The following is a 22,613-nucleotide window of genomic DNA, read 5'->3' as shown; positions in this document are numbered from 1 at the left end:
GGCAATATCGAAATGTCGATATCGCTTGTTCCTCCATTTAGAACACCGCCGCGCAACAAAAATTCAAAGCCGGACTCCAATATGAATTTTGTTTCCAAAAATGATGACAGGCGGAAAATCTTGCGCTACACAGGCGCGTCAGTCAGGGCGGCCATACCGCCGAACCTGCTGTGGTCTAGGTCTTGGGAGGAGGCCCGACGCGCACAACGCAGCGTCATCCCCGTCTAAACAACGATAGATCCAACTGTTCGGGGACACAGGGTCGCGACATTTAAGCAGCAGGGCTTCCGGCCCTGCTCTTTTTTTGCCCCTATTTCCGGCCCATTTTCTCGCCTGTCTTTGTCGACCTCATCTTTGGTGGCCTGGCTCTGTTCGCATCATGCTGATCGCGCGCAGCTACGCGCGCATTGCGCTGGATCAAGCGCGATAGCGATGGAAAAATATCAGACCATTCAATTTGATCGTGTCACGATCCAATTCCGTGGATCAAAACGGCAGGCCGATCGCCTTACTTATGCGATCCATATCGATAAACCCGAACTGATATGCAAAAAATGCACAGCCGAAAATAATCGACGAGATCAGCGTCGTCCACAGCAGCTTACGGCCCATGCGCGCCAGCACCGGCGCGCCGGGATCGGTCCCCATGCTCACCTCGCCGCTTTCCTGCTGGCTGTGCACGCCGAACGGCAGCACCGCGAACAGGGTGATCCACCAGACGACGAAATAGATCGCAAAGGCGGAGGAGATTGTCTGAGCCATTTTACGCCTCCTCGATCTCGATCAGTGTTCCCGAAAAATCCTTCGGGTGGAAAAACAGCACCGGCTTGCCGTGCGCCCCGATGCGCGGTGTACCGTCGCCAAGCACCCGCCTGCCATCGGCAACGAGCCGGTCGCGCGCCGCGATAATATCATCAACCTCGAAGCAAATGTGGTGAATGCCACCATCCGGGTTGCGCTCAAGGAATTTTGAGATCGGCGACGCCTCGCCCAAAGGCTCGATGAACTCGATCTTGGTGTTTGGCAGCGTCACAAACACGGTGACGACGCCGTGCTCCGGCTGGTCTGCCGGTGCCGATACCTCGGCACCAGCTGCCGCATAGACGGCGGCAGCTGCCCGTGCATCCCTGACTGCGATCGCCACGTGGTTGAGCCGGCCCAGCATCACGCCTTTCAGACCTCCAGAACGTGGACGACGCAGACCGTCTTCTTGCCCCACTGCTCGGCGATCGCCGAGCGGACCGCGCGCCGCACCGCTTCACCGACCGCATCGGAATCGCGCCGTTTGGCGCGCGGCAGGTTATCGAAGGTCGCAACCGCGACGTTGAAAATCAGTTCATCCATCAACTCGCCTGCGGCATTGCGCTCGGGAATGCCCACCAAGTCGACCTGTGGATCGTCCGCCAGTTCCCCCTGCTCCGTCAGCGCCAATGCCACGAACGCACTGCCGGCAAACGCCAGCCGTCGCCGTGCCACCACCGCGCGCGCGTTCTGGTCCTCCAGAATCTTGCCGTCCTTGTAGAGGCGGCCAGACGGCACCTGCTCAATGATGGCAGGCTCGCCCGGCGCAAGCCGGACCTGATCGCCATTCTTGCAGATCAGCACCTTCGGTACGCCACAGGACCGCGCGAGGCTCGCATGTTCCGACAGATGCAACGCCTCGCCATGCGCCGGAATCAGCAGTTGCGGTCGCACCCATGAGATCATGTCGCGCAGTTCGTCGCGGCGCGGATGGCCGGAGACGTGGACCATGTGGGTTCTGTCGGTGATGACCTTGATGCCCTGACTGACTAGGCCGTTGATGATCGTTCCGACCGACTTCTCGTTGCCAGGAATGGTGCGCGAGGAGAAAATGACCGTATCGCCACTGTTGAGCGTCACCTCGGGATGATCGTCATTGGCGATACGCGCCAGCGCCGCGCGCGGCTCACCCTGGCTGCCGGTGCACAGCGCCAGCACCTTGTTCGGCGGAAAATGGCCATAGAGGTCGGCGCCGCGAAACGGGGCGATGCCGTCGAGATAACCGGTTTCGCGCGCGACCTGCGCCACACGCTCCATCGCGCGCCCGATCAGCACGACCTCGCGGTCCGCCTCGCGCGCGGCTTCCGCCACGGCGCGCATTCGCGAAACATTGGAGGCGAAGGTGGTTACCGCCACCCGCCCCTTCGCGTCTTTGATGATCTCGGTCAGACCATGCGCGACTTCGCGCTCGGATGGCGAACGGCCCTCCCGCACGGCATTGGTGGAATCGCCGATCAGTGCCAGTACGCCCTCGTCGCCGAGTTCGCGCAGCCGCTTCTCATTGGTCGGCTCGCCGATCAGCGGCGTGGGATCGAGTTTCCAGTCGCCGGTGTGCAGCACCAGCCCCTCGGACGTGCGGATCGCCAGCGCATGCGATTCCGGAATCGAGTGCTGCACGGCGACGAATTCGACGTTGAACGGGCCGATATCGACCCGTCCGCCGGATTCGATCACGGTAACCGGGATATTCGGCGGGTTGCGTTCGCTCGCACACTTCGCCTCGAACAGCGCGGCGGAAAACTTTGTGGCGAAGATCGGACATTGCAGCCGTGGCCACAGATCAATGATCGCGCCGAAATGGTCTTCGTGGGCATGCGTCAGCACGAGGCCGACGAGATTCTTCTTTTCGGATTCGATGAAGCGGGTGTCGGGCATCACCACGTCGATCCCCGGCAGATGCTCCTCGTTGCCGAACGACACGCCAAGATCGACCGCAAGCCATGAGCGCTGCCGGCCCTTGCCGAGGCCGTAGAGCGACAGGTTCATGCCGATCTCGCCGACGCCTCCGAGCGGCACAAAACTCAGTTCGTCTGCACGCGCCATCATGCCGCTCCCGCGGACATCGCCGCACCGAAATAAACATCACCCGCGGCCACCGTGGTGGCCCCGCCGCCATGAGACACGACAAGACGCCCGGCCTCGTCGATGGTCTCGAACGTTCCGTCAATCACGCGATCGCCTTGCCGCACCTGTATCGCCGCGCCGAGCCCGGCCGCGCGCGCAAGCCATTGCGTGCGGATCGCCTCAAAGCCCCGGCCATGATCCCAGATCGGGAACCACTCGGCCCATGCGTCCGTCAGCGCTGCGAATAGTGTCTCCGCATCCGTCACAAGCCCCAACGCCCTGAGCGAAGTCGCCGGATATGGCGTGCCTTCTGGCGCGGCGACGACGTTGAGACCCATGCCGACGACCGCTGCAAGGCCGTCCGGCGTCGCTTCCGCCTCGATCAGGATACCCGCGAGCTTGGCCTCGTTCGCGAGCACATCGTTCGGCCATTTCAGCCTGAACAAAGCCGCATCACCGCTCACCTGCCGTAGTGCCGTCTCCAGTGCGAGGCCCGCCGCGAAGCCCAGCGTCGCCGCGCCTGCGTGATCGGCTGTGAGTGTTTCGACAACGCTGCAGGCAAGATTGCCTGGCGGAGAAATCCACGCCCGCTGCCGCCGTCCATGCCCTGCCGTCTGGTGCGCGGTGGCAAGCCAGAGCGGTCCGCGCTCACCCGCGCGCAGGCGCGTCAGCGCCTCGGCGTTGGTCGAGTTGAGTGTGTCAAAGCTGACAAGGCGGTATTGTGCTGATCGTGCTCGGGGTCCGAGCGCGAAACCCATCAGAACAGCGACTTCGCCGCAGCCGTGGCCGCACTGACCAGAGGACCGGGATAGGCGAAGTACAGGAGGTTGAAGATGCCTGCGAGCGTCAGCACTGTGCGCAGCTCACCCGCCATCGGATCGACCGCACCCTTGGCCTCGTCGAAATACATCGTCTTGATGATGGCGAGATAGTAGAACGCGCCTACCACGCTCGTCAGCACGCCGATCACCGCCAGAGGGTAAAGCCCGGCCTGGATCGCAGCGAGAAAAACGTAGAACTTCGCGAAGAAGCCAGCAAGCGGCGGAATGCCCGCGAGCGAGAACAGCAGCATCGCGAACATGAAAGCGAGATACGGGTTGGTCCGCGACAGGCCAGCGAAATCGCTGATCTGCTCGAACGGCTGGCCGTTACGCTTCAGACAGAGAATGAACGAGAAGCTGCCGAACGTCATCGCCACGTAGATCGCGAGATAGATCAGCACGCCCTGCGCACCCTGCGCCGTGCCCGCCGCGAGACCAACCAGCGCGAAGCCCATATGGCCGATCGAGGAATAGGCCATCAGGCGCTTGATGTTCTTCTGACCGATCGCAGCGAATGAGCCCAACGCCATCGAAGCGATGGAAACGAAGGTGACGATCTGTTGCCAGTCATGCGTCACGTTCGGGAATGCGGTGAGCAGCACGCGCACCAGCACCGCAAGCGCCGCGACCTTCGGGGCGGAGGCGAAGAACGCCGTCACCGGCGTCGGCGCACCCTCGTAAACGTCCGGCGTCCACATGTGGAACGGCACGATCGAGATCTTGAAGCACAGTCCGACCAGCAGGAAGACGATGCCGAAGATCACGCCGATGCTGCCGGTCTTGGCAGCGGCGGCGATGCCCGCGAACTCCACCGTGCCGGTGAAGCCGTAGATCAGCGAGGCGCCGTACAGCATCATGCCGGACGACAGCGCGCCGAGCACGAAGTACTTCAGGCCCGCTTCCGTTGATTTCAGATTGTCGCGGTGGCTCGCGGCGACGACATAGAGCGCAAGGCTCATCAACTCGTAGCCGAGGTAAAGCGTGATCAGGTCCGTCGCCGAGATCAGCACCATCATGCCAACGCTCGAAAGCAGCACGAGGATGGAATACTCGAAAATCCGCGCCTGATTGGCGAGGAAGCCGCGCGAAATCACCAGCGTCGCGGCGGACGCGACCAGCATCACGGTTTTCAGGAAGCGCGCGTAGTCATCGACCACGAAGCTGTTGCCGAACGTCGTCAGTCGCCCGGCGGGCAGCATCAGTTCCAGCACCAGCGTCACGGCCAGAAGCACGACCGCCAGAATTGTGACGATGCGCACCGTGCGCTCGCCGCGATACGCACCCAGCATCAGGAGCGCCATTGCGCCCAGCGCGAGCACGATCTCGGGCAGGACCGGAAGCAGCGAATAATCTGCGACGTTGACGTTCATTCGTGCGCCCTGCTCTTAAAATAGTGCCGCGGCTTTGACGGCATGAACCGCCGCGCCGTAATTCTCGACGAGTTGATGGATCGATGCCGCCGACATATCCAGCACCGGCTTCGGATACACGCCGAACAGAATGGTGAGAACGATGAACGGCACGAAGATCGCGATCTCGCGCCCGGTCATGTCCTTGATGCTGGCGAGCGACGCCTTGGTCATCTCGCCGAACACGATCTTGCGATACAGCCACAGCGCATAGGCCGCCGACAGGATCACGCCGAGAGTGGCGAAGATCGCGGTCGGGACCGACACCTTGAAGGTGCCCAGCAGCGTCAGGAATTCACCGACGAAGCCGGAGGTTCCCGGCAGGCCGACATTGGCCATGGTGAACAGAAGGAATGTGAAGGCATACAGCGGCATGCGGTTAACGAGGCCGCCATAGGCCGCGATCTCGCGGGTGTGCATGCGGTCGTAGATCACGCCGACGCAGAGGAACAGCGCGCCGGACACGATGCCGTGCGAAATCATCTGGAACACGCCGCCGGCGACGCCCTGCATGGTGCCTGCGAAAATGCCCATCGTGACGAAGCCCATATGCGCGACGGACGAATAAGCGATCAGCTTCTTCATGTCCTCCTGCATCAGCGCGACCAGCGAGGTGTAAACGATGGCGATGGCCGACAGCGTCCATACCAGCGGCGCGAAATCATGCGAAGCCAGCGGGAACATCGGCAGCGAGAACCGCAGGAAGCCGTAGCCGCCCATCTTCAACAGGATCGCGGCGAGCACCACGGAGCCCGCGGTCGGCGCTTCAACGTGCGCATCCGGCAACCATGTGTGGACCGGCCACATCGGCATCTTCACCGCGAAGGACGCGAAGAACGCCAGCCATGCCCACCGCTGGAGATTGTGCGGCAGGTTCGTCGTCATCAGCGTCGGAATATCGGTGGTGCCTGCCTTCGCATACAGCGCCATGATGGCGAGCAGCATCAGCACCGAGCCGAGCAGCGTGTAGAGGAAGAACTTGAAGCTCGCATAAACGCGGCGTGGGCCGCCCCAGACGCCGATGATGAGGAACATCGGGATCAGGCCGCCTTCGAAGAACAGATAGAACAGCACAAGGTCGAGTGAGGAGAACGTGCCAATCATCAGCGTCTCAAGGAACAGAAACGCCATCATGTATTCGCGAACACGGTTCTGGATCGATTTCCAGCTCGCAAGGATGCAGAACGGCATCAGCGCCGTGGTCAGGATCACGAACGGCAGCGAAATGCCATCCACGCCCATGTGGTAGTTGATTGCAGCACCCAGCCACTGGCCCTTCTCGACGAACTGGAAGCCAGGCTGCGATGGATCGAAATGCAGTAGCAGAACCAGCGACACCGCGAAGGTGATGAGGGTGGTCCACAGCGCGATCCAGCGCGCGTTGCGGGCGGCAATGGCATCGTTGCCCCGCGCCAGCAGATATAGCAACACCGCGCCAACAACCGGCAGGAAGGTGGTGACGGAAAGAACAGGCCAGGTGGTCATTATTGCTGGCCCCCGAGACCGAACATGAACCAGGTGATAAGCCCCGCCACGCCGATCAGCATGGCGAAGGCGTAGTGATAGAGATATCCGGTCTGCAGCTTGACGACGCCCCGCGTCACGTCCAGTACCCGCTTGGACACGCCGTCAGGCCCCAACCCATCGATCAGCATGCCATCGCCCTTCTTCCACAGCGTGTAGCCGATCCACTTGGCCGTGCGCACGAAGATCACGTCGTACAGCTCGTCGAAGTACCACTTGTTGAGCAGGAATTTGTAAAGCAGCGGCTGCTGGTGAGCGAGTTCGACCGGCAGATACGGCTTGGCGATATAGAACAGATACGCCATCGCAAGACCGATCAGCATCATCAGCGTCGGCAGGAAGCCGATCCAGTGCGGGATGTGGTGCATCCCTTCCATCACATGGCTGTCGACCTTCAGCGCCGAGCGGAAGAACTCTTCGACGCCATGACCCGCGAACAATTCCTTGAACGGGAAACCCGCGGCGAAGGAGCCGATCGCAAGTACCGCGAGCGGGATCAGCATCACCAGCGGGCTTTCATGCGCCGCCTCGTAATGATGCTCGTCATGCGGCTTGCCGTGGAAGGTCATGAAAATCAGGCGCCACGAGTAGAACGAGGTCAGGCCTGCCGCGACCACGGTGCAGAGGAAGCCGTAGAACGCGAACGGGTTGCTGCTGTCTGCGGCGAAGGCGGCTTCGATGATCGCATCCTTCGAGAAGTAGCCCGCGGTGAGCGGGAAGCCCGTCAGCGCCAGCGTGCCGATCACCATGGTGGCGTAGGTGAACGGAATTTTCCGCCACAGCCCGCCCATGTTGCGCATGTCCTGCTCGTGATGCATCGCGAGGATCACCGAGCCCGAACCCAGGAACAGCAGCGCCTTGAAGAAGGCGTGCGTGAACAGATGGAAGATGCCGACGGAATAAGCGCCCGCCCCCATCGCCACGAACATGTAGCCGAGCTGCGAACAGGTCGAATATGCGACGACGCGCTTGATGTCGTTCTGCACGAGACCGACGGTTGCGGCGAACAGCGCCGTGGTCGCGCCGATCAACATCACGAAGGCCTTGGCGTGGGGTGCCAGTTCGAACAGCGGCGACAGGCGCGCCACCATGAACACGCCGGCGGTCACCATGGTCGCGGCGTGGATCAGCGCGGAGACCGGCGTCGGGCCTTCCATCGCGTCCGGCAACCAGGTGTGCAGCAGGAACTGTGCGGACTTGCCCATCGCGCCCATGAACAGCAACAGGCAGGTCAGCGTCAGCGCATCGACGTCCCAGCGGAACAGATGGATGGTCTTGCCGACGAGGCCGGGGGCGCTCGCGAAGATCGTCTCGAAGTCGGTCGAGCCGACCAGTGCGAAGATCGCGAAGATGCCGAGGGCGAAGCCGAAATCGCCAACGCGGTTGACAACGAATGCCTTGATCGCGGCCGCGTTCGCCGAGGGCTTCTTGTACCAGAAGCCGATCAAGAGATAGCTCGCAAGGCCCACGCCTTCCCAGCCGAAGAACAGTTGCACGAGGTTGTCGGAGGTCACCAGCATCAGCATCGCGAAGGTGAACAGCGACAAGTACGCCATGAAGCGCGGACGGTTCGGGTCCTCGTTCATGTAGCCGACCGAATACAGATGGACGAGCGAGGACACGGTCGTGACCACGACCAGCATCACCGCCGTCAGCGTATCCACGCGCAGCGCCCAGTTGATCTTGAGAGTGCCGGAATCAATCCAACTCGTCAGCACCACGCGCAGGTCGTGATGCATCAGCGCGACATCGACGAACATCACCCAGGCGAGCGCCGCCGACGTCAGCAGCAGCGCTGTGGTGATGACTTCGGCCAGGCGAGAGCCTGCCGCCGCCGGTTCGACCGGACCGTGATCGTCGTGACCATGATCCGCATCGTGGTGGGCGTCATGAGCGTGCGCCGCGCCATGAGCATGATCGTCATGCCCGTGCGCGTGGTCCATCTCGTCGCCGCCGGGGCAACGCGCATGCGCGCCGAGGAGCGTGATGAGGCCCGCGATCAGCGCGCCGATCAGTGGCAGGAAAACAATCGCCTGAATCATAACCCTGTCAGCCCTTCATCAGGTTGATGTCTTCGACTGCGATGGAGCCGCGGTTGCGGAAGTAAACGACGAGGATCGCAAGGCCAATCGCCGCCTCGGCCGCTGCCACCGTAAGAACCAGCAGCGCGAACACCTGACCGACGATGTCATGGAGGAAGCTCGAGAACGACACGAGGTTGATGTTGACCGACAAAAGGATCAACTCGACCGACATCAGGATGATGATGACGTTCTTCCGGTTGAGGAAGATGCCGAGAATCCCGAGCGTGAACAGGATCGCGGCGACAGCCAGATAATGCCCAAGACCGATCGTCATTTCACCCACTCCCCGGCGTCGGCGTCCTGCAGCCCCTGCCCCGATGGCACCTGACGCACCGCCATCGCGGTCGCCTTGCCGCGCGCATTCTGGGCGCTGATGTTCTGCCGCTTGACGCTCGGCTTGTGACGCAGCGTCAGCACGATGGCGCCGATCATCGCCACCAGCAGCACGAGGCCCGCGAGCTGGAAGTAATGGATGTAGCGCGTGTAGAGCACGAGGCCGATGGCCTCGGTGTTGGTAACGGTCGTCGGGATCGGCGCAGTGATCGAATGCGCGACATTCGGGCTCAGCACCCAGCCGCCCGCGACCAGCAGCAGTTCGGCGAGGAAGATCGCGCCAATCAGCAGGCCCACCGGCAGATACTCGATAAAGCCCTGCCGCAGTTCGGCGAAGTCCACGTCCAGCATCATGATGACGAACAGGAACAGAACCGCGACCGCGCCGACATAGACCACGATCAGGATCATCGCGAGGAATTCGGCGTTCAGGAGCACGAACAGTCCCGCCGCGTTAACGAAGGTCAGGATCAGGAACAGCACCGAATGCACCGGGTTGCGCGCGGTCACGACCATCACGGCCGAGGCGACGCAGACGCCGGCAAAGAGATAAAAGAACAGCGCGGGAAGGATCATGAGGCGTTACCTGTACGGCGCGTCTTGTTCGATGTTCTTGGCAATCTCGCGTTCCCAGCGGTCGCCGTTCGCGAGCAATCGGGCCTTGTCGTAGTAGAGTTCTTCGCGCGTCTCGGTGGCGAACTCAAAGTTCGGTCCCTCGACAATGGCATCCACCGGGCAGGCTTCCTGGCACAGGCCGCAATAGATGCACTTCACCATGTCGATGTCATAGCGCACGGTGCGGCGCGTGCCGTCGTTGCGGCGCGGCCCCGCCTCGATGGTGATGGCCTGCGCCGGGCAGATTGCCTCGCACAGCTTGCAGGCGATGCATCGCTCCTCGCCGTTCGGATAACGGCGCAGCGCATGCTCGCCGCGGAAGCGCGGCGAGATCGGGTTCTTCTCGAACGGATAGTTCACGGTCGGCTTCGGCTTGAAGAAGTAGCGCATCGTCACCACGAAGGCGGCGGCGAATTCCTTGAGCAGAAGCGAGTTGACGGCTGATGCTATTCCCATGATGCCCTCACTTCGGCGCCCATTGGGCAAACTGCAGGACGCCTGCAACAATTACGACCATCGCCAGCGACAGCGGCAGGAACACCTTCCAGCCGAGCCGCATCAACTGATCGTAGCGGTAGCGCGGCACGATCGCCTTCGCCATCGCAATCATGAAGAAGAACGCGAACGCCTTGAGCGTAAACCAGATCACACCAGGCACCCAGTTGAACGGCGGCAGGTCGACCGGCGGCAGCCAGCCGCCCATGAACAGGATGGCGGCCATCGCGCACATGGTGCAGATCGCAACGTACTCGCCGAGCATAAACAGGAGATACGGTGTCGAGCCGTATTCGGTCATGAAGCCCGCGACGAGTTCGGATTCCGCTTCCACGAGATCGAACGGCGGGCGATTGGTTTCCGCAAGCGCCGAGACGTAGAATACCACGAACATCGGCAGCAGCGGCAACCAGTACCAGTTCAGGAAGCTGAGCCACGGCACGCCGAGCATGGTGGCGAGTCCGCGATGGTGCTGCGCCTCGACGATCGCAGTGAGATTCAGCGAACCGACGCACAGAAGCACAGTGATGATGACGAAGCCGATCGAGACTTCATAAGACACCATCTGCGCCGCCGAACGCAGCGCCGCCATGAACGGATATTTCGAGTTCGACGACCAGCCCGCCATGATGATGCCGTAGACCGACAGCGAGGAGATCGCGAGGATATAGAGGATGCCGACATTGATGTCGGCAATCACCCAATTGAGGTTGACCGGGATCACCGCCCAGGCCGCCAGCGCCAGCACGCAGGAGACGAGTGGCGCGAGCAGGAAGATGCCCTTGTTGGCGCCATCCGGAATCGTCGGCTCCTTCAGCACGAACTTCAGAAGATCGGCGAAGGATTGGAAAAGACCCCATGGGCCGACCACGTTCGGACCACGGCGAATCTGTACCGCCGCCCAGATCTTGCGGTCGGCGAGCAGGATGTAGGCGATCGCGACCAGCAGCACGACGAGCAGCAGCACGCTTTCCGCCAGCATCACGATCAGCGGCCAGAGGAAGTCCGTCCAGACAGAGCTTGCGAAGAATTCGGACATCAGCTCACTACTCCGCTGCGCTAAGGACTTGCCCGGAGGCAAGGCGCGAACATTCGGCCATCACCGCGGATGCACGGGCAATCGGATTGGTCAGATAGAAGTCGGCAACCGGGCTCTTGAAGGCAGCCTTGTCGGCAGCACCGCCCCGCGCAGCCAGCGCCTTCAGCGCGGCCGCTCCATCCGACGCCTCGATCTGGTCGAGACGCATCAGGTGCGGCACGGTCTTGAACATCGCCTGCCGCAACTGCTGCAAGGAGTCGTAAGGCAGCCGCTCGCCGAGCGTGTCCGACAGTGCACGCAGCACCGCCCAATCCTCGCGGGCATCGCCCGGCGGGAAGCCTGCGCGGTTGGCCATCTGCACGCGCCCTTCGGTGTTGACGTAGATGCCGCTCTTTTCGGTGTAGGCCGCGCCCGGCAGGATGACATCGGCGCGGTGTGCGCCACGGTCGCCATGGGTGCCGATATAGACGACGAACGTGCCCGCAGGCACTTCGACCTCGTCCGCACCGAGCAGAACCAGAACGTCCAGCGTGCCGGGAGCGAGCATCTTCTCGATATCAAGGCCGCCCTCGCCCGGCACGAAGCCGATGTCGAGCGCACCGGCCGATGAGGCCGCTGTGTGCAGCACGGCGAAACCGTTCCAGCCGTCCTTCACGGCAGCAATGCCTGAGGCCAATGAGGCGGCCTGTGCCAGCAGAGCCGCGCCGTCCTTGCGGCCAAAGGCGCCCGCCCCGACCAGCACGATCGGCTTCTTCGCGCCCTTGAGCACGTCGGCAAACGAATGCTTGCCCGCAACAATCTCCGCAACGGTGTCGGCGCCCGCGCCGAGGTGTTCGTAGCGATAGGTCAGATCGGGCTTCTCGCCGATCACGCCGACCTTCATCTGGCCAGTGCGCCAGCGCTTGCGGATACGCGCGTTGATGATCGGCGCTTCCTTGCGCGGATTTGCGCCGATGATGAGAAGCGCGTCGGCTTCCTCGATACCCGCAATGGTCGGGTTGAACAGATAGGACGCGCGGCCGAGCTTTGGATCGAACGCGCCGACATTCTGCGTCGCGATGTTGTTCGAACCGAGCCGCGACAGCAGATCCTTCAGCGCGAACATCTCTTCCACGGCCGCGAGATCGCCCGCAATGGCGCCGATGCGGCTGCCCCGCACCTTCTTCGCGGCGATGGCGGCAAACGCCTCGCTCCACGACGCAGCACGCAGTTTGCCGTTCTCACGAATGTAAGGACGATCAAGGCGCTGAGTGCGCAGACCGTCAACGATGTGACGGGTCTTGTCAGAAATCCATTCCTCGTTCACCGCCTCGTTGACGCGCGGCAGGATGCGCATCACTTCACGGCCACGGGTATCGACGCGGATCGCGGAGCCGACCGCATCCATCACGTCCACGGATTGCGTCTTGCCCAGCTCCCACGGGCGCGCGGCGAACGCATAAGGCTTCGAGGTCAGCGCGCCTACCGGGCAGATATCCACGAGGTTGCCCTGCAACTCGGAGGTCAGTGCGCTTTCGAGATAGGTGGTGATCTCGACATCTTCGCCGCGGCCAATCAGGCCCATTTCCGGCACGCCGCACACTTCATTGGCGAAGCGGACGCAGCGCGTGCACTGGATGCAGCGGGTCATCACCGTCTTGACCAGCACGCCGAGATATTTGTCCTCGACCGCGCGCTTGTTCTCGGCGAAGCGGCTAGTGTCAACACCATAGCCCATCGCCTGATCCTGCAGATCGCACTCGCCGCCCTGATCGCAGATCGGGCAATCGAGCGGATGGTTGATGAGCAGGAACTCCATCACGCCTTCGCGTGCCTTCTTCACCATCGGCGACTTGGTTTTCACCGAGGGCAATTCGCCGTTCGGGCCCGGCCGGCAGTCGCGCACGCCCCAGGCGCAGCTTGCGACCGGCTTCGGCGAGCCAGCGACCTCGACGAGGCACATACGGCAGTTGCCGGCGATGGAGAGCCGCTCGTGGTAGCAGAAGCGCGGAATCTCGGCGCCCGCCGCCTCGCACGCCTGCAACAGCGTGTACTCGGCCGGGACATCGATTTCTTTTCCGTCGACGAGGATCTTGGTCATCGCATTCACTCCGCCGCGACCATGTGATCGGGGTCAAGAATGCCCTGATCGTCGAGTGTAGATTTGCGCGTGAAGTCGTCGATGCGCCGTTCGATCTCCGGCCGGAAGGCGCGGATCAGGCCCTGGATCGGCCATGCCGCCGCGTCGCCGAGCGCGCAGATGGTGTGGCCTTCGACCTGCTTGGTGACTTCCAGCAGCATGTCGATCTCCCGCTTGTGGGCGCGGCCTTCGACCATGCGCGTCAGCACGCGCCACATCCAGCCGGTGCCTTCGCGGCACGGCGTGCACTGACCGCAGCTCTCGTGCTTGAAGAAGTAGGAAATGCGCGCGATCGCCGCGACCACGTCGGTGGACTTGTCCATGACGATGACACCGGCGGTGCCAAGGCTCGACTTCACCGCACGGGTGCCGTCGAAATCCATGATGAGCTCTTCGCAATCATGCGCCGGGATCAGTGGGCACGATGCGCCGCCGGGAATGATCGCCAACAGATTATCCCAGCCGCCGCGAATGCCGCCGCCGTGCTTCTCGATCAATTCCTTGAAGGTGATGCCGAGCGCATCTTCCACCACGCACGGCGTGTTCACATGACCGGAGATGCCGAACAGCTTGGTGCCGACATTGTTCGGACGACCAATGGCCGCGAACCACGCAGCACCACGCCGAAGGATGTCCGGCGCGACCGCGATCGACTCGACGTTGTTCACCGTGGTCGGGCAACCGTAGAGACCGACATTCGCTGGGAACGGCGGCTTCAGGCGCGGCTGGCCCTTCTTGCCCTCGAGGCTTTCCAGAAGTGCCGTCTCTTCGCCGCAGATATAGGCGCCCGCGCCGTGGGTTACGTAGAGATCGAACGGCCAGCCGTGGACGTTATCCTTGCCGATCAGGTTGGCCTCATAGGCCTGATCGACGGCGGCCTGCAGATGCTCGCGCTCGCGGATGAATTCGCCGCGGATATAAATGTAGGCAGCATGCGCGCCCATCGCGAAGCTCGCGAGCAGGCAGCCCTCCACGAGCAGATGCGGATCGTGCCGCATGATCTCGCGGTCCTTGCAAGTCCCAGGCTCGGACTCGTCGGCGTTGACGACAAGATAGCTCGGACGGCCGTCGGTGGATTCCTTTGGCATGAACGACCATTTCATGCCGGTCGGGAAACCCGCGCCACCACGGCCGCGCAGACCCGAAGCCTTCATTTCGCTGACGATCCAGTCGCGGCCCTTGTCGATGATAGCCTTGGTGCCATCCCATGCGCCGCGACGGCGCGCGCCTTCCAGCCCCCAATCATGAAGGCCGTACAGATTCTTGAAGATGCGATCCTTGTCGTCGAGCATCACTTCTTGCCCTTCTTGGTCGCGTCGTCACCGACTTCCTGCAGAACGCGCGGGCCACCGACGGGCGCCGCAAACTGGCGATCGATCTGCGGGCCGGGTTTCGGCGGATTGCCCGAGGCAAAACCGTCCAGCACCTTGTTCAGCGTCTCCGGCGTCAGATCCTCGTAGGTATCCTTCCAGATCATCACCATCGGCGCATTCACGCAGGCGCCAAGGCACTCGACCTCTTCCCACGAAAAGTCGCCATCGGCCGAGACGTGGAACGGATCGTGATGGATGCGGTGCTTGCAGACCTCGACCAGATCCTTCGCGCCGCGCAGCATGCACGGCGTGGTGCCGCAGACCTGGACATGCGCTTTCTTGCCGACCGGCGAAAGCTGGAACATCGTGTAGAAGGTCGCGATCTCCATGACACGGATATGCGCCATGCCGAGAAGGTCCGCGACCGCGCGGATTGCAGCTTCCGACACCCAGCCTTCGTTCTGCTCCTGCGCGCGCCACAGGATCGCGATCACGGCCGACTGCTGGCGCCCTTCCGGGTATTTCGCAATCTGCTGCTTCGCCCAAGCGAGATTCTCGTCCGTAAAGACGAAGCTCGCAGGCTGTAGCTCTTTCGGTGCCAAACGCCGAACGGACATTACATTCTCTCGATCGTCATGGAGCCGCAGCGCGCGAAGCTCCTGCCCAAATTGTAGATATGCATAGCCATCACCGGTCCACCTCGCCGAACACGATGTCGAGGGAGCCGAGAATGGCGGAAACGTCGGCCAGCAAATGGCCCTTGCAGATGAAGTCCATTGCCTGCAGGTGCGCAAAACCCGGCGCACGGATCTTGCACTTGTAAGGCTTGTTGGTGCCGTCGGCGACGAGATAGACGCCGAACTCGCCCTTCGGCGCTTCCACGGCGGCGTAGACCTCGCCCGCCGGAACGTGAACGCCTTCGGTGTAGAGCTTGAAATGATGGATCAGCGCTTCCATCGAGCGCTTCATCTCGCCCCGGCGCGGCGGCGTGATCTTGTTGTCCTCGATCACGACAGGCCCCTGCCCGTCCGGCGCGCGCAGCTTGGCGATGCACTGCTTCATGATACGGACCGACTGGTGCATCTCCTCGATGCGGATGCAGTAGCGATCGTAGCAGTCGCCGTTCTTGCCGATCGGGATGTCGAAATCCATTTCGGCGTAGCACTCGTATGGCTGCGCCTTGCGCAGATCCCACGCAGCGCCCGAGCCGCGCACCATCACGCCGGAGAAGCCCCACTCCCACGCCTGTTCGAGCGTCACCACGCCGATGTCGACGTTGCGCTGTTTGAAGATGCGGTTGTCGGTGAGCAGCACTTCGAGATCGTCGACCTTCTCGGGGAAGGCATCGCACCAGGCGTCGATATCGTCGATCAGCTTCGGCGGCAGGTCCTGATGCACGCCGCCGATGCGGAAGAACGCCGCATGCATGCGCGAACCGGATGCCCGCTCATAGAACATCATCAGCTTTTCGCGTTCCTCGAAGCCCCACAGCGGAGGCGTCAGGGCGCCGACGTCCATCGCCTGCGTGGTGACGTTAAGAAGATGCGAAAGGATGCGGCCGATTTCGCAATACAGCACGCGGATCAGTTGCCCGCGGCGCGGCACGGTGATGCCGAGCAGCTTTTCTGCCGCAAGGCAGAAGGCATGCTCCTGATTCATCGGCGCGACGTAATCGAGCCGATCGAAATACGGAATCGCCTGCAGATAGGTCTTCTGCTCGATCAGCTTCTCGGTGCCGCGATGCAGGAGGCCAATGTGCGGGTCCACACGCTCGACAACCTCGCCGTCGAGTTCGAGCACGAGGCGCAACACGCCATGCGCCGCCGGATGCTGCGGGCCGAAATTGATGGTGAAATTGCGCGTGCCGGGGGTGTCGCGCAGGGCGTCGGCTTCGGTGATGCTCATGCGGCTACTCCCGCTTTCGCGGCCTTCTCGGAAACCCGCGCCGTAAACTTGTCCCACATCACGGCATAGCGCTCATGACGGCCCTCGCCGATCACATCGACGCCGTCATGGGCCTTGACGTTGAAACGCAGCAGCTTGCCCTTCACGTCGGTGCATTCGACATCGACGTTGATGGTGAGGCCGGGCGGCGTGGCTGCTGTGTGATTGACGTTGATCAGGGTGCCGAGCGTGCCCTCGCCCTCCTCGAGATGAGGGCGGATCATGTCCATGCAGGCCCACTCCATCAGGCCGACCATGTAACCTGTGGCGAAGACGTGCGGCATGATCTGGAAATCGCGCGCTTCGGGAAACAGATGCGGCACGGTCTTGTTCTCCGGCACGCGGTAGGTGAAGCGATGGGTCGATCCGGCGGTGAGCGAAGGCTTCATGGCGTCGATGCCTTCTTTTCTTCGCCCGGCGGATTCGAAACGGCACTCGCCTTCTCGTCACCCGGCAGCAGATAGTCAGCGCCTTCCCATGGCGAGAGGAAGTCGAACTTGCGGAACTCCTGGTTCAGACGCACCGGGTCGTAAACCACGCGCTTTTCCTGGTCGTCATAGCGAACCTCGACGAAACCAGTGGTCGGGAAATCCTTGCGCAGCGGATGACCCTCGAAGCCGTAATCGGTCAGCAGCCGGCGCATGTCGGGATGGCCAGTGAAGATCACACCATAGAGGTCGTAGGTCTCACGCTCGAACCAGTCGCAGCCGGGAAACACGCTGATGATCGAGGGCACCTGCGTCGTCTCATTCGCCTGCCCGCGCAGCCGCAGCCGCGCATTCAGCGTCGGTGACATGAAGTGATAGACCACGTCGAAGCGATTCTCGCGGCCGGGATAGTCGACTGCGGTCACGTCGATGATGTTGACGAAACGGCAGCGCGGATCGGTCTTGAGAAAACGCGCGACCTCGATGATCCGGGAGAGATCGACCGAAATGTTGAGTTCGCCAACCTCGACCGCATGCCCGAGCGCCGCGCCTGGCAGCGCACCAACAATCGTCTCACCGAGAGCGTCGAGTCTGGCGTCGTCCATCATTCAACCTTAGCGTTCAATCGTTCCGGTACGGCGGATCTTCTTTTGCAGGAGCAAGACGCCGTAGAGCAGCGCCTCCGCGGTCGGCGGGCAGCCCGGCACATAGATGTCCACCGGGACGATGCGGTCGCAACCGCGAACCACCGAATAGGAATAGTGATAGTAGCCACCACCGTTCGCGCACGACCCCATCGAGATCACATAGCGCGGCTCCGGCATCTGGTCATAGACCTTACGCAAAGCCGGGGCCATTTTGTTGGTCAGCGTGCCGGCGACGATCATGACATCGGACTGGCGCGGCGAAGCGCGCGGCGCGAAGCCAAAGCGCTCGACGTCGTAGCGCGGCATCGACACCTGCATCATCTCGACCGCGCAGCAGGCCAAGCCAAACGTCATCCACATCAGCGAGCCGGTGCGCGTCCAAGTGATGAGATCGTCGGCTGCCGCGACGAAGAACCCCTTGTCGGACAGCTCATGATTGATCTCGAGGAAATAGCGGTCATCCGCACCAACCGGCTGGCCGGTACGCGGATCGAGCACGCCCGTCGCTGGCTGTGAAATTTGCGGCGAGCCGGATGACACCGGGGTCGGGTTCAATCCCATTCAAGAGCACCCTTCTTCCACTCATAGGCGAACCCGATGGTCAGGACGCCGAGGAACACCATCATCGACCAGAAACCGACCGCGCCAAGCTTGCCGAACGCCACCGCCCACGGGAACAGGAAGGCGACCTCCAGATCGAAGATGATGAAGAGAATCGCCACCAGATAAAAGCGGACGTCGAATTTCATGCGGGCGTCGTCGAAGGCGTTGAAGCCGCATTCGTAGGCCGACAGTTTTTCCGGATCGGGCTGCTGATAGGCAACCAGGAACGGCGCAACCAGCAGCGCCAGACCGATAATGGCCGCTACTCCGATAAACACCACAAGTGGCAGATAGTTCTGCAAGATTCCGCCCATCGGAGACCCTCAATTGTGGCGATCATGTCCGCGGATTCGCGAACCTTGGAATAATTCGAAGGGGGAATAGCGCAGCCCACCGGTAAGGGCAAGACAGGCATACCGCCTAGCCGCAACGCTGCGCACACCGAAGATTTGCCTCAAAGAAGAAGCCGAATTCATGTTTCCCCCGAGGCATCCGCGGCCTAGCCGAGCGTGGCTGCAACGGCCTTGCCACAGGCCTGCGTGTTCGCGCTGCCACCAAGGTCGCGGGTCCGCAGCTTATCCTCCGAAAGCACCCGCTCGATCGCCGCAATCACGGCCTTGGAGGCCTCCGCTTCACCCAAATGGTCCAGCATCAGGGCCGCCGACCAGATCTGTGCAATCGGGTTGGCCACGCCCTGCCCCGCGATGTCGGGTGCCGAGCCATGGACCGGCTCGAACAGGGACGGAAAGCGGCGCTCCGGATTGAGACTTCCCGAGGGTGCGATTCCGATGGTGCCGGTACAGGCCGGGCCGAGGTCGGAGAGGATGTCTCCAAACAGATTCGAGGCCACCACCACGTTGAAGCGGTCCGGGTTCAGCACGAAATGGGCCGCCAGAATATCGATGTGATATTGGTCCCATTTCACGTCGGGATAGGATTTGGCCATCGCCTTCACCCGCTCGTCCCAGTACGGCATCGTGATCGAGATACCATTGGACTTGGTCGCGGAGGTCAGATGCTTCTTCGGGCTCTTCCGGGCGAGTTCGAAGGCATATTTCAAAATGCGGTCGACCCCGGTGCGAGACATCACCGTTTGCTGGGTGACGATCTCCCGATCGGTGCCAGGATACATCCGTCCACCAACGGACGAGTACTCGCCCTCCGTATTCTCGCGCACCACGAAGAAATCGATGTCACCTGGCTTGCGGCCCGTCAGCGGCGATTTCACCCCCGGCATCAGCCGTACCGGGCGGACGTTGGCATATTGGTCGAATTCGCGGCGGAATTTGATGAGCGAGCCCCACAGCGACACGTGGTCGGGCACAATGGCGGGCATGCCGACTGCGCCGAAGAAGATCGCGTCATGGTGGATGACCTGCTCCTTCCAATCTTCCGGCATCATCCGGCCGTGCTTCTGGTAGTAGTCGCAGGAGGCGAAATCGAAATCATCGAGTTGCAGCTCAAAACCGAATTTCTTCGCCGCCGCCTCCAGCACCCGCACGCCTTCCGGCACGACCTCCTTGCCGATCCCGTCGCCGGGAATGATAGCGAGGCGGTATTTGCGATTGGTACCGGAGCGAGGCTGGGTCATCTGGAATTCCTGAAATCAGAGGGCGGATCGCAAGGGGTGGTCGGCGGGGTATAGCGCCGAACCCTGCTCCTTCGCGATAACAATAAGGTGCTAGGGGGTATGCACCTCCGCCCTCTTCCGATGTCTGGCACGAATCTGCCCCCGAAATCGAAAGCCCCGGCACGAGGCCGGGGCTTTCTTTTTTTGCAATCCGCTTATGGGCAGAACCAGACTGGCCCCACCATCACACAGCGCCGGGCGCGCCAGTCATGCGGACGTGCACCATAACGGCGATAGCCGCGCGGAGCCGACGAATAGCGGCCGCCGGGCCGGTAGATCGGACCGCGCGCGCCATGGTGGTGTCCATGGCCGTGATACTGCACCTGAACGATGGATGAGACATCCGCCCTGTCCAGTCCCGTCGTTGAGGAGGTTGGCATAGCCGACGCCGGGGCAATGGCGACAAACGACGCAAAGATCGCGGGGGCGAGATACTTCATCATCTTCATGCTGTTTCCTGATTTTGGCTTCGATGGCGATCCCGTGAGGGAATCAACAACAAAAATATCACACCCCCTAACGTGGCACGGCCGCGTCAGTTCCCGACGCATGCGCGCCGAGCTGCCGATCAGGTCATCATGCAAAGTCGGATGTATCAAAAAATCCCAGAACCATCTGGGATCATGCCCCTTTTCAGACTTTTGCTAAGTCCTTGAAAAGGTGGCGCGAGAGACGGGGCTCGAACCCGCGACCTCCGGCGTGACAGGCCGGCACTCTAACCAACTGAGCTACTCCCGCAGCGGGCCGATGTGATCGATCCGCGAGACGCTGGGACTTAAAGGAGGCTACAATCCAAGTCAAGGACATTACAGATGTCCCTATCCGCCGGACCTTTTTCCACCATTGATGCAAAAAAGACCCTGTTTATGGGCAAAACATCATGGTCAGATCCATGGCGAATCAACTAACCCTTGCGGGATAGTCAGTTCCTTAAAGCCAAGTACCACGAGGAGGGTCATCATGGCGAAGAAAGCAGCTACCCCAGCGACTGTTACGCTCAAGCACCTTGCCGCCGCTCTCGCGGAAGAACACGAGCTGTCGAAGAAGACCGCTGAAGCAATCCTGACCGATATGGTCACCAAGATCACCAAGCACCTCAAGAAGGGTGAGCGCATCCGCATCGTCGGCCTCGGCATCCTCCAGGTCCGCAAGCGCGCTGCCCGCATGGGCCGCAACCCGGCCACCGGCGAAGCCATCCACATCAAGGCCAGCAAGAAGGTCGCCTTCCGCGCCGCCAAGGAGCTGAAGGAAGCCGTCTAAGCGACTTTTCGCTTTTTCGCCAAACGCCATCCCGAAGCCGCATACGCGGTTTTGGGGTGGCGTTTTTCTTTATACGCGTGTCATGGAAACACGGAGCAAGGCTGCTGGTTTGAAAACATGTTGGTCGCGCCTTGACGCTGCCCCGCTTCTTCTCAAGATGGATTTCATCGACACGCGCGGATCGAATGCCGTGCCCTGAGTATGAGGTCCGGCTGCATGACGTCCGCTATGAAATTCAATCACACCGTTCTCGACCGCTTTCTGCGTTACGTACGCATCGACACGCAGTCCGATCCGGAATCGCCGGCCACGCCCTCCACCGAAAAGCAGAAAGACCTCGGCCGCCTGCTCGCGCAGGAATTGCGTGACCTCGGTCTCGCCGACGCCCATCTCGATGAGCACGGCTATGTCTACGCCACACTGCCGGCCAACACCGACAAGAAGGTGCCCGTGGTGTGCTTCTGCTCGCACATGGACACCTCGCCCGATTGCAGTGGCAAGGACGTGAAGCCGCAGATCGTGAAGAACTACCAGGGCAGCGACATTGTGCTGCCGGCGGATTCTTCGCAGATCATCCGCTTCGCTGAGCACCCCGCCCTCGCCGCCCAGATCGGCCACGACATAGTCACCACCGACGGCACCACGCTGCTCGGCGCGGACAACAAATCAGGTGTCGCCGAAATCATGGACGCGGTGCAGGTTCTTCTCGCCAATCCGCAGATCAAGCACGGCACGGTCAAGATCCTGTTCACGCCCGACGAGGAGATCGGCCGCGGCGTCGACAAGGTGGATTTGAAGAAACTCGGGGCGGATGTCGCCTACACGATCGACGGCGAAAGCGCGGGCTCAATCGAGGACGAAAGCTTTTCTGCCGACGCGGCCACGATCCGCATTCAGGGCGTCAGCGCCCACCCCGGCATGGCCAAGGGTAAAATGGAGCACGCGATCAAGATCGCCGCACGCATTGTCGAGAAGCTGCCACAGGACACCCTGACGCCGGAGACGACCGAGGGCCGCGAGGGTTTTCTCCACCCGGTTGGCATCACCGGCGCGCTGGAAGAGACGACGCTGCACTACATCGTGCGCGACTTCACCGTAGCCGGACTGAAGGAGAAGGAGGCGTTGCTGGAGCGCACCGTCGCCGAGGTGATGAAGGATTTTCCGCGCTCGACCTATCGTATCGATATCCGCGAGCAGTATCGCAACATGAAAGAGATCGTGGATCGGCAGCCGGAGATCGTGGATTACGCCATGGAAGCGATTCGCCGCGCAGGACTTAAGCCCGAACGCGGCAGCATCCGCGGCGGCACCGACGGTTCGCGGCTGTCATTCATGGGGCTGCCCTGCCCCAACATCTTCGCGGGCGAACACGCCTTCCACTCGCGCCTCGAATGGGTCAGCGTACAGGACATGGAAGCCGCGGTACGCACCATCGTGCATCTCGCTGCGATCTGGGAAGAGCGGGCATAGACCGCGCGCTCGTC

Annotated in this window: 23 protein-coding genes and 1 tRNA gene; 2 read left to right on the top strand and 22 right to left on the bottom strand. The window is 61.9% G+C overall.

Going from position 1 to position 22,613, the window contains the following annotated elements:
• Positions 1-486 precede the first annotated feature (486 nt).
• The 22 genes from AC1RNA_RS16670 to AC1RNA_RS16565 all read right to left on the bottom strand — a co-directional run bounded on the left by AC1RNA_RS16670 (position 487) and on the right by AC1RNA_RS16565 (position 20,607).
• Positions 487-762: a DUF1467 family protein gene (locus AC1RNA_RS16670; RefSeq protein ID WP_009340769.1), complete on the bottom strand. Its 276-nt coding sequence runs from the start codon at positions 760-762 to the stop codon at positions 487-489.
• Position 763: 1 nt separating this feature from the next.
• Positions 764-1,165, bottom strand: coding sequence for a methylmalonyl-CoA epimerase (mce, locus tag AC1RNA_RS16665; protein WP_492951804.1), 402 nt, complete (start codon positions 1,163-1,165; stop codon positions 764-766).
• An 8-nt stretch (positions 1,166-1,173) separates the two neighbouring features.
• The gene (locus AC1RNA_RS16660; protein WP_492951864.1) at positions 1,174-2,844 is read right to left on the bottom strand and encodes a ribonuclease J; all 1,671 of its coding nucleotides are present in this window, start codon (positions 2,842-2,844) and stop codon (positions 1,174-1,176) included.
• Positions 2,844-3,623 carry a biotin--[acetyl-CoA-carboxylase] ligase gene (locus tag AC1RNA_RS16655; protein WP_492951803.1) on the bottom strand — a complete coding sequence of 260 codons (780 nt, stop codon included), beginning with the start codon at positions 3,621-3,623 and terminating at the stop codon, positions 2,844-2,846. Before AC1RNA_RS16655 ends, AC1RNA_RS16660 begins: the two co-directional genes overlap by 1 nt.
• Positions 3,623-5,056 carry an NADH-quinone oxidoreductase subunit NuoN gene (nuoN, locus tag AC1RNA_RS16650; protein ID WP_492951802.1) on the bottom strand — a complete coding sequence of 478 codons (1,434 nt, stop codon included), beginning with the start codon at positions 5,054-5,056 and terminating at the stop codon, positions 3,623-3,625. Before nuoN ends, AC1RNA_RS16655 begins: the two co-directional genes overlap by 1 nt.
• A gap of 15 nt (positions 5,057-5,071) precedes the next feature.
• Complete coding sequence (locus AC1RNA_RS16645) at positions 5,072-6,580, bottom strand: NADH-quinone oxidoreductase subunit M (RefSeq protein ID WP_492951801.1); 1,509 nt, start codon at positions 6,578-6,580, stop codon at positions 5,072-5,074.
• Positions 6,580-8,661, bottom strand: coding sequence for an NADH-quinone oxidoreductase subunit L (nuoL, locus tag AC1RNA_RS16640; RefSeq protein WP_492951800.1), 2,082 nt, complete (start codon positions 8,659-8,661; stop codon positions 6,580-6,582). The genes AC1RNA_RS16645 and nuoL overlap by 1 nt, the downstream gene beginning before the upstream one ends.
• Positions 8,662-8,668: 7 nt before the next feature.
• Positions 8,669-8,977 carry an NADH-quinone oxidoreductase subunit NuoK gene (nuoK, locus tag AC1RNA_RS16635; protein ID WP_002715632.1) on the bottom strand — a complete coding sequence of 103 codons (309 nt, stop codon included), beginning with the start codon at positions 8,975-8,977 and terminating at the stop codon, positions 8,669-8,671.
• The gene (locus tag AC1RNA_RS16630; protein ID WP_492951799.1) at positions 8,974-9,612 is read right to left on the bottom strand and encodes an NADH-quinone oxidoreductase subunit J; all 639 of its coding nucleotides are present in this window, start codon (positions 9,610-9,612) and stop codon (positions 8,974-8,976) included. Before AC1RNA_RS16630 ends, nuoK begins: the two co-directional genes overlap by 4 nt.
• Before the next feature lie 6 nt (positions 9,613-9,618).
• The gene (gene nuoI / locus AC1RNA_RS16625; protein WP_009340777.1) at positions 9,619-10,107 is read right to left on the bottom strand and encodes an NADH-quinone oxidoreductase subunit NuoI; all 489 of its coding nucleotides are present in this window, start codon (positions 10,105-10,107) and stop codon (positions 9,619-9,621) included.
• A 7-nt stretch (positions 10,108-10,114) separates the two neighbouring features.
• Complete coding sequence (gene nuoH, locus AC1RNA_RS16620; RefSeq protein ID WP_048755951.1) at positions 10,115-11,185, bottom strand: NADH-quinone oxidoreductase subunit NuoH; 1,071 nt, start codon at positions 11,183-11,185, stop codon at positions 10,115-10,117.
• 7 nt (positions 11,186-11,192) lie between these two features.
• The gene (nuoG, locus tag AC1RNA_RS16615) at positions 11,193-13,265 is read right to left on the bottom strand and encodes an NADH-quinone oxidoreductase subunit NuoG (protein WP_048756932.1); all 2,073 of its coding nucleotides are present in this window, start codon (positions 13,263-13,265) and stop codon (positions 11,193-11,195) included.
• Between the two features lie 5 nt (positions 13,266-13,270).
• Complete coding sequence (gene nuoF, locus AC1RNA_RS16610; protein ID WP_492951798.1) at positions 13,271-14,596, bottom strand: NADH-quinone oxidoreductase subunit NuoF; 1,326 nt, start codon at positions 14,594-14,596, stop codon at positions 13,271-13,273.
• Positions 14,596-15,234, bottom strand: coding sequence for an NADH-quinone oxidoreductase subunit NuoE (gene nuoE / locus AC1RNA_RS16605; RefSeq protein WP_009340781.1), 639 nt, complete (start codon positions 15,232-15,234; stop codon positions 14,596-14,598). Before nuoE ends, nuoF begins: the two co-directional genes overlap by 1 nt.
• Before the next feature lie 70 nt (positions 15,235-15,304).
• Positions 15,305-16,522 carry an NADH-quinone oxidoreductase subunit D gene (locus AC1RNA_RS16600; RefSeq protein WP_009340782.1) on the bottom strand — a complete coding sequence of 406 codons (1,218 nt, stop codon included), beginning with the start codon at positions 16,520-16,522 and terminating at the stop codon, positions 15,305-15,307.
• Positions 16,519-16,950 carry a thioesterase family protein gene (locus tag AC1RNA_RS16595; protein WP_492951797.1) on the bottom strand — a complete coding sequence of 144 codons (432 nt, stop codon included), beginning with the start codon at positions 16,948-16,950 and terminating at the stop codon, positions 16,519-16,521. The genes AC1RNA_RS16600 and AC1RNA_RS16595 overlap by 4 nt, the downstream gene beginning before the upstream one ends.
• Positions 16,947-17,594 (bottom strand): NADH-quinone oxidoreductase subunit C, encoded by a 648-nt coding sequence (locus tag AC1RNA_RS16590; RefSeq protein ID WP_009340784.1) that lies wholly within the window; start codon positions 17,592-17,594, stop codon positions 16,947-16,949. The genes AC1RNA_RS16595 and AC1RNA_RS16590 overlap by 4 nt, the downstream gene beginning before the upstream one ends.
• A gap of 9 nt (positions 17,595-17,603) precedes the next feature.
• The gene (locus AC1RNA_RS16585; protein WP_492951863.1) at positions 17,604-18,191 is read right to left on the bottom strand and encodes a NuoB/complex I 20 kDa subunit family protein; all 588 of its coding nucleotides are present in this window, start codon (positions 18,189-18,191) and stop codon (positions 17,604-17,606) included.
• Positions 18,188-18,553: an NADH-quinone oxidoreductase subunit A gene (locus AC1RNA_RS16580; protein WP_002715621.1), complete on the bottom strand. Its 366-nt coding sequence runs from the start codon at positions 18,551-18,553 to the stop codon at positions 18,188-18,190. The genes AC1RNA_RS16585 and AC1RNA_RS16580 overlap by 4 nt, the downstream gene beginning before the upstream one ends.
• A gap of 185 nt (positions 18,554-18,738) precedes the next feature.
• Complete coding sequence (locus AC1RNA_RS16575) at positions 18,739-19,830, bottom strand: tartrate dehydrogenase (RefSeq protein ID WP_492951796.1); 1,092 nt, start codon at positions 19,828-19,830, stop codon at positions 18,739-18,741.
• Between the two features lie 194 nt (positions 19,831-20,024).
• Positions 20,025-20,318 carry a hypothetical protein gene (locus AC1RNA_RS16570; RefSeq protein WP_048755945.1) on the bottom strand — a complete coding sequence of 98 codons (294 nt, stop codon included), beginning with the start codon at positions 20,316-20,318 and terminating at the stop codon, positions 20,025-20,027.
• Positions 20,319-20,530: 212 nt separating this feature from the next.
• A tRNA-Asp gene (locus tag AC1RNA_RS16565) sits at positions 20,531-20,607 on the bottom strand.
• Positions 20,608-20,829: 222 nt separating this feature from the next.
• On the opposite strand from AC1RNA_RS16565, the gene AC1RNA_RS16560 reads away from it, so the two are divergent.
• Both AC1RNA_RS16560 and pepT read left to right on the top strand, forming a co-directional pair.
• Positions 20,830-21,129 carry an HU family DNA-binding protein gene (locus tag AC1RNA_RS16560; protein WP_002715618.1) on the top strand — a complete coding sequence of 100 codons (300 nt, stop codon included), beginning with the start codon at positions 20,830-20,832 and terminating at the stop codon, positions 21,127-21,129.
• A gap of 216 nt (positions 21,130-21,345) precedes the next feature.
• Positions 21,346-22,599 carry a peptidase T gene (gene pepT / locus AC1RNA_RS16555; RefSeq protein ID WP_492951795.1) on the top strand — a complete coding sequence of 418 codons (1,254 nt, stop codon included), beginning with the start codon at positions 21,346-21,348 and terminating at the stop codon, positions 22,597-22,599.
• Positions 22,600-22,613: the final 14 nt, after the last annotated feature.

This window comes from Afipia sp. GW821-FHT14H12, assembly GCF_058803465.1.
The sequence above is the reverse complement of the archived record's forward strand: the minus strand, read 5'-3'. Positions and strand labels throughout refer to the sequence as shown.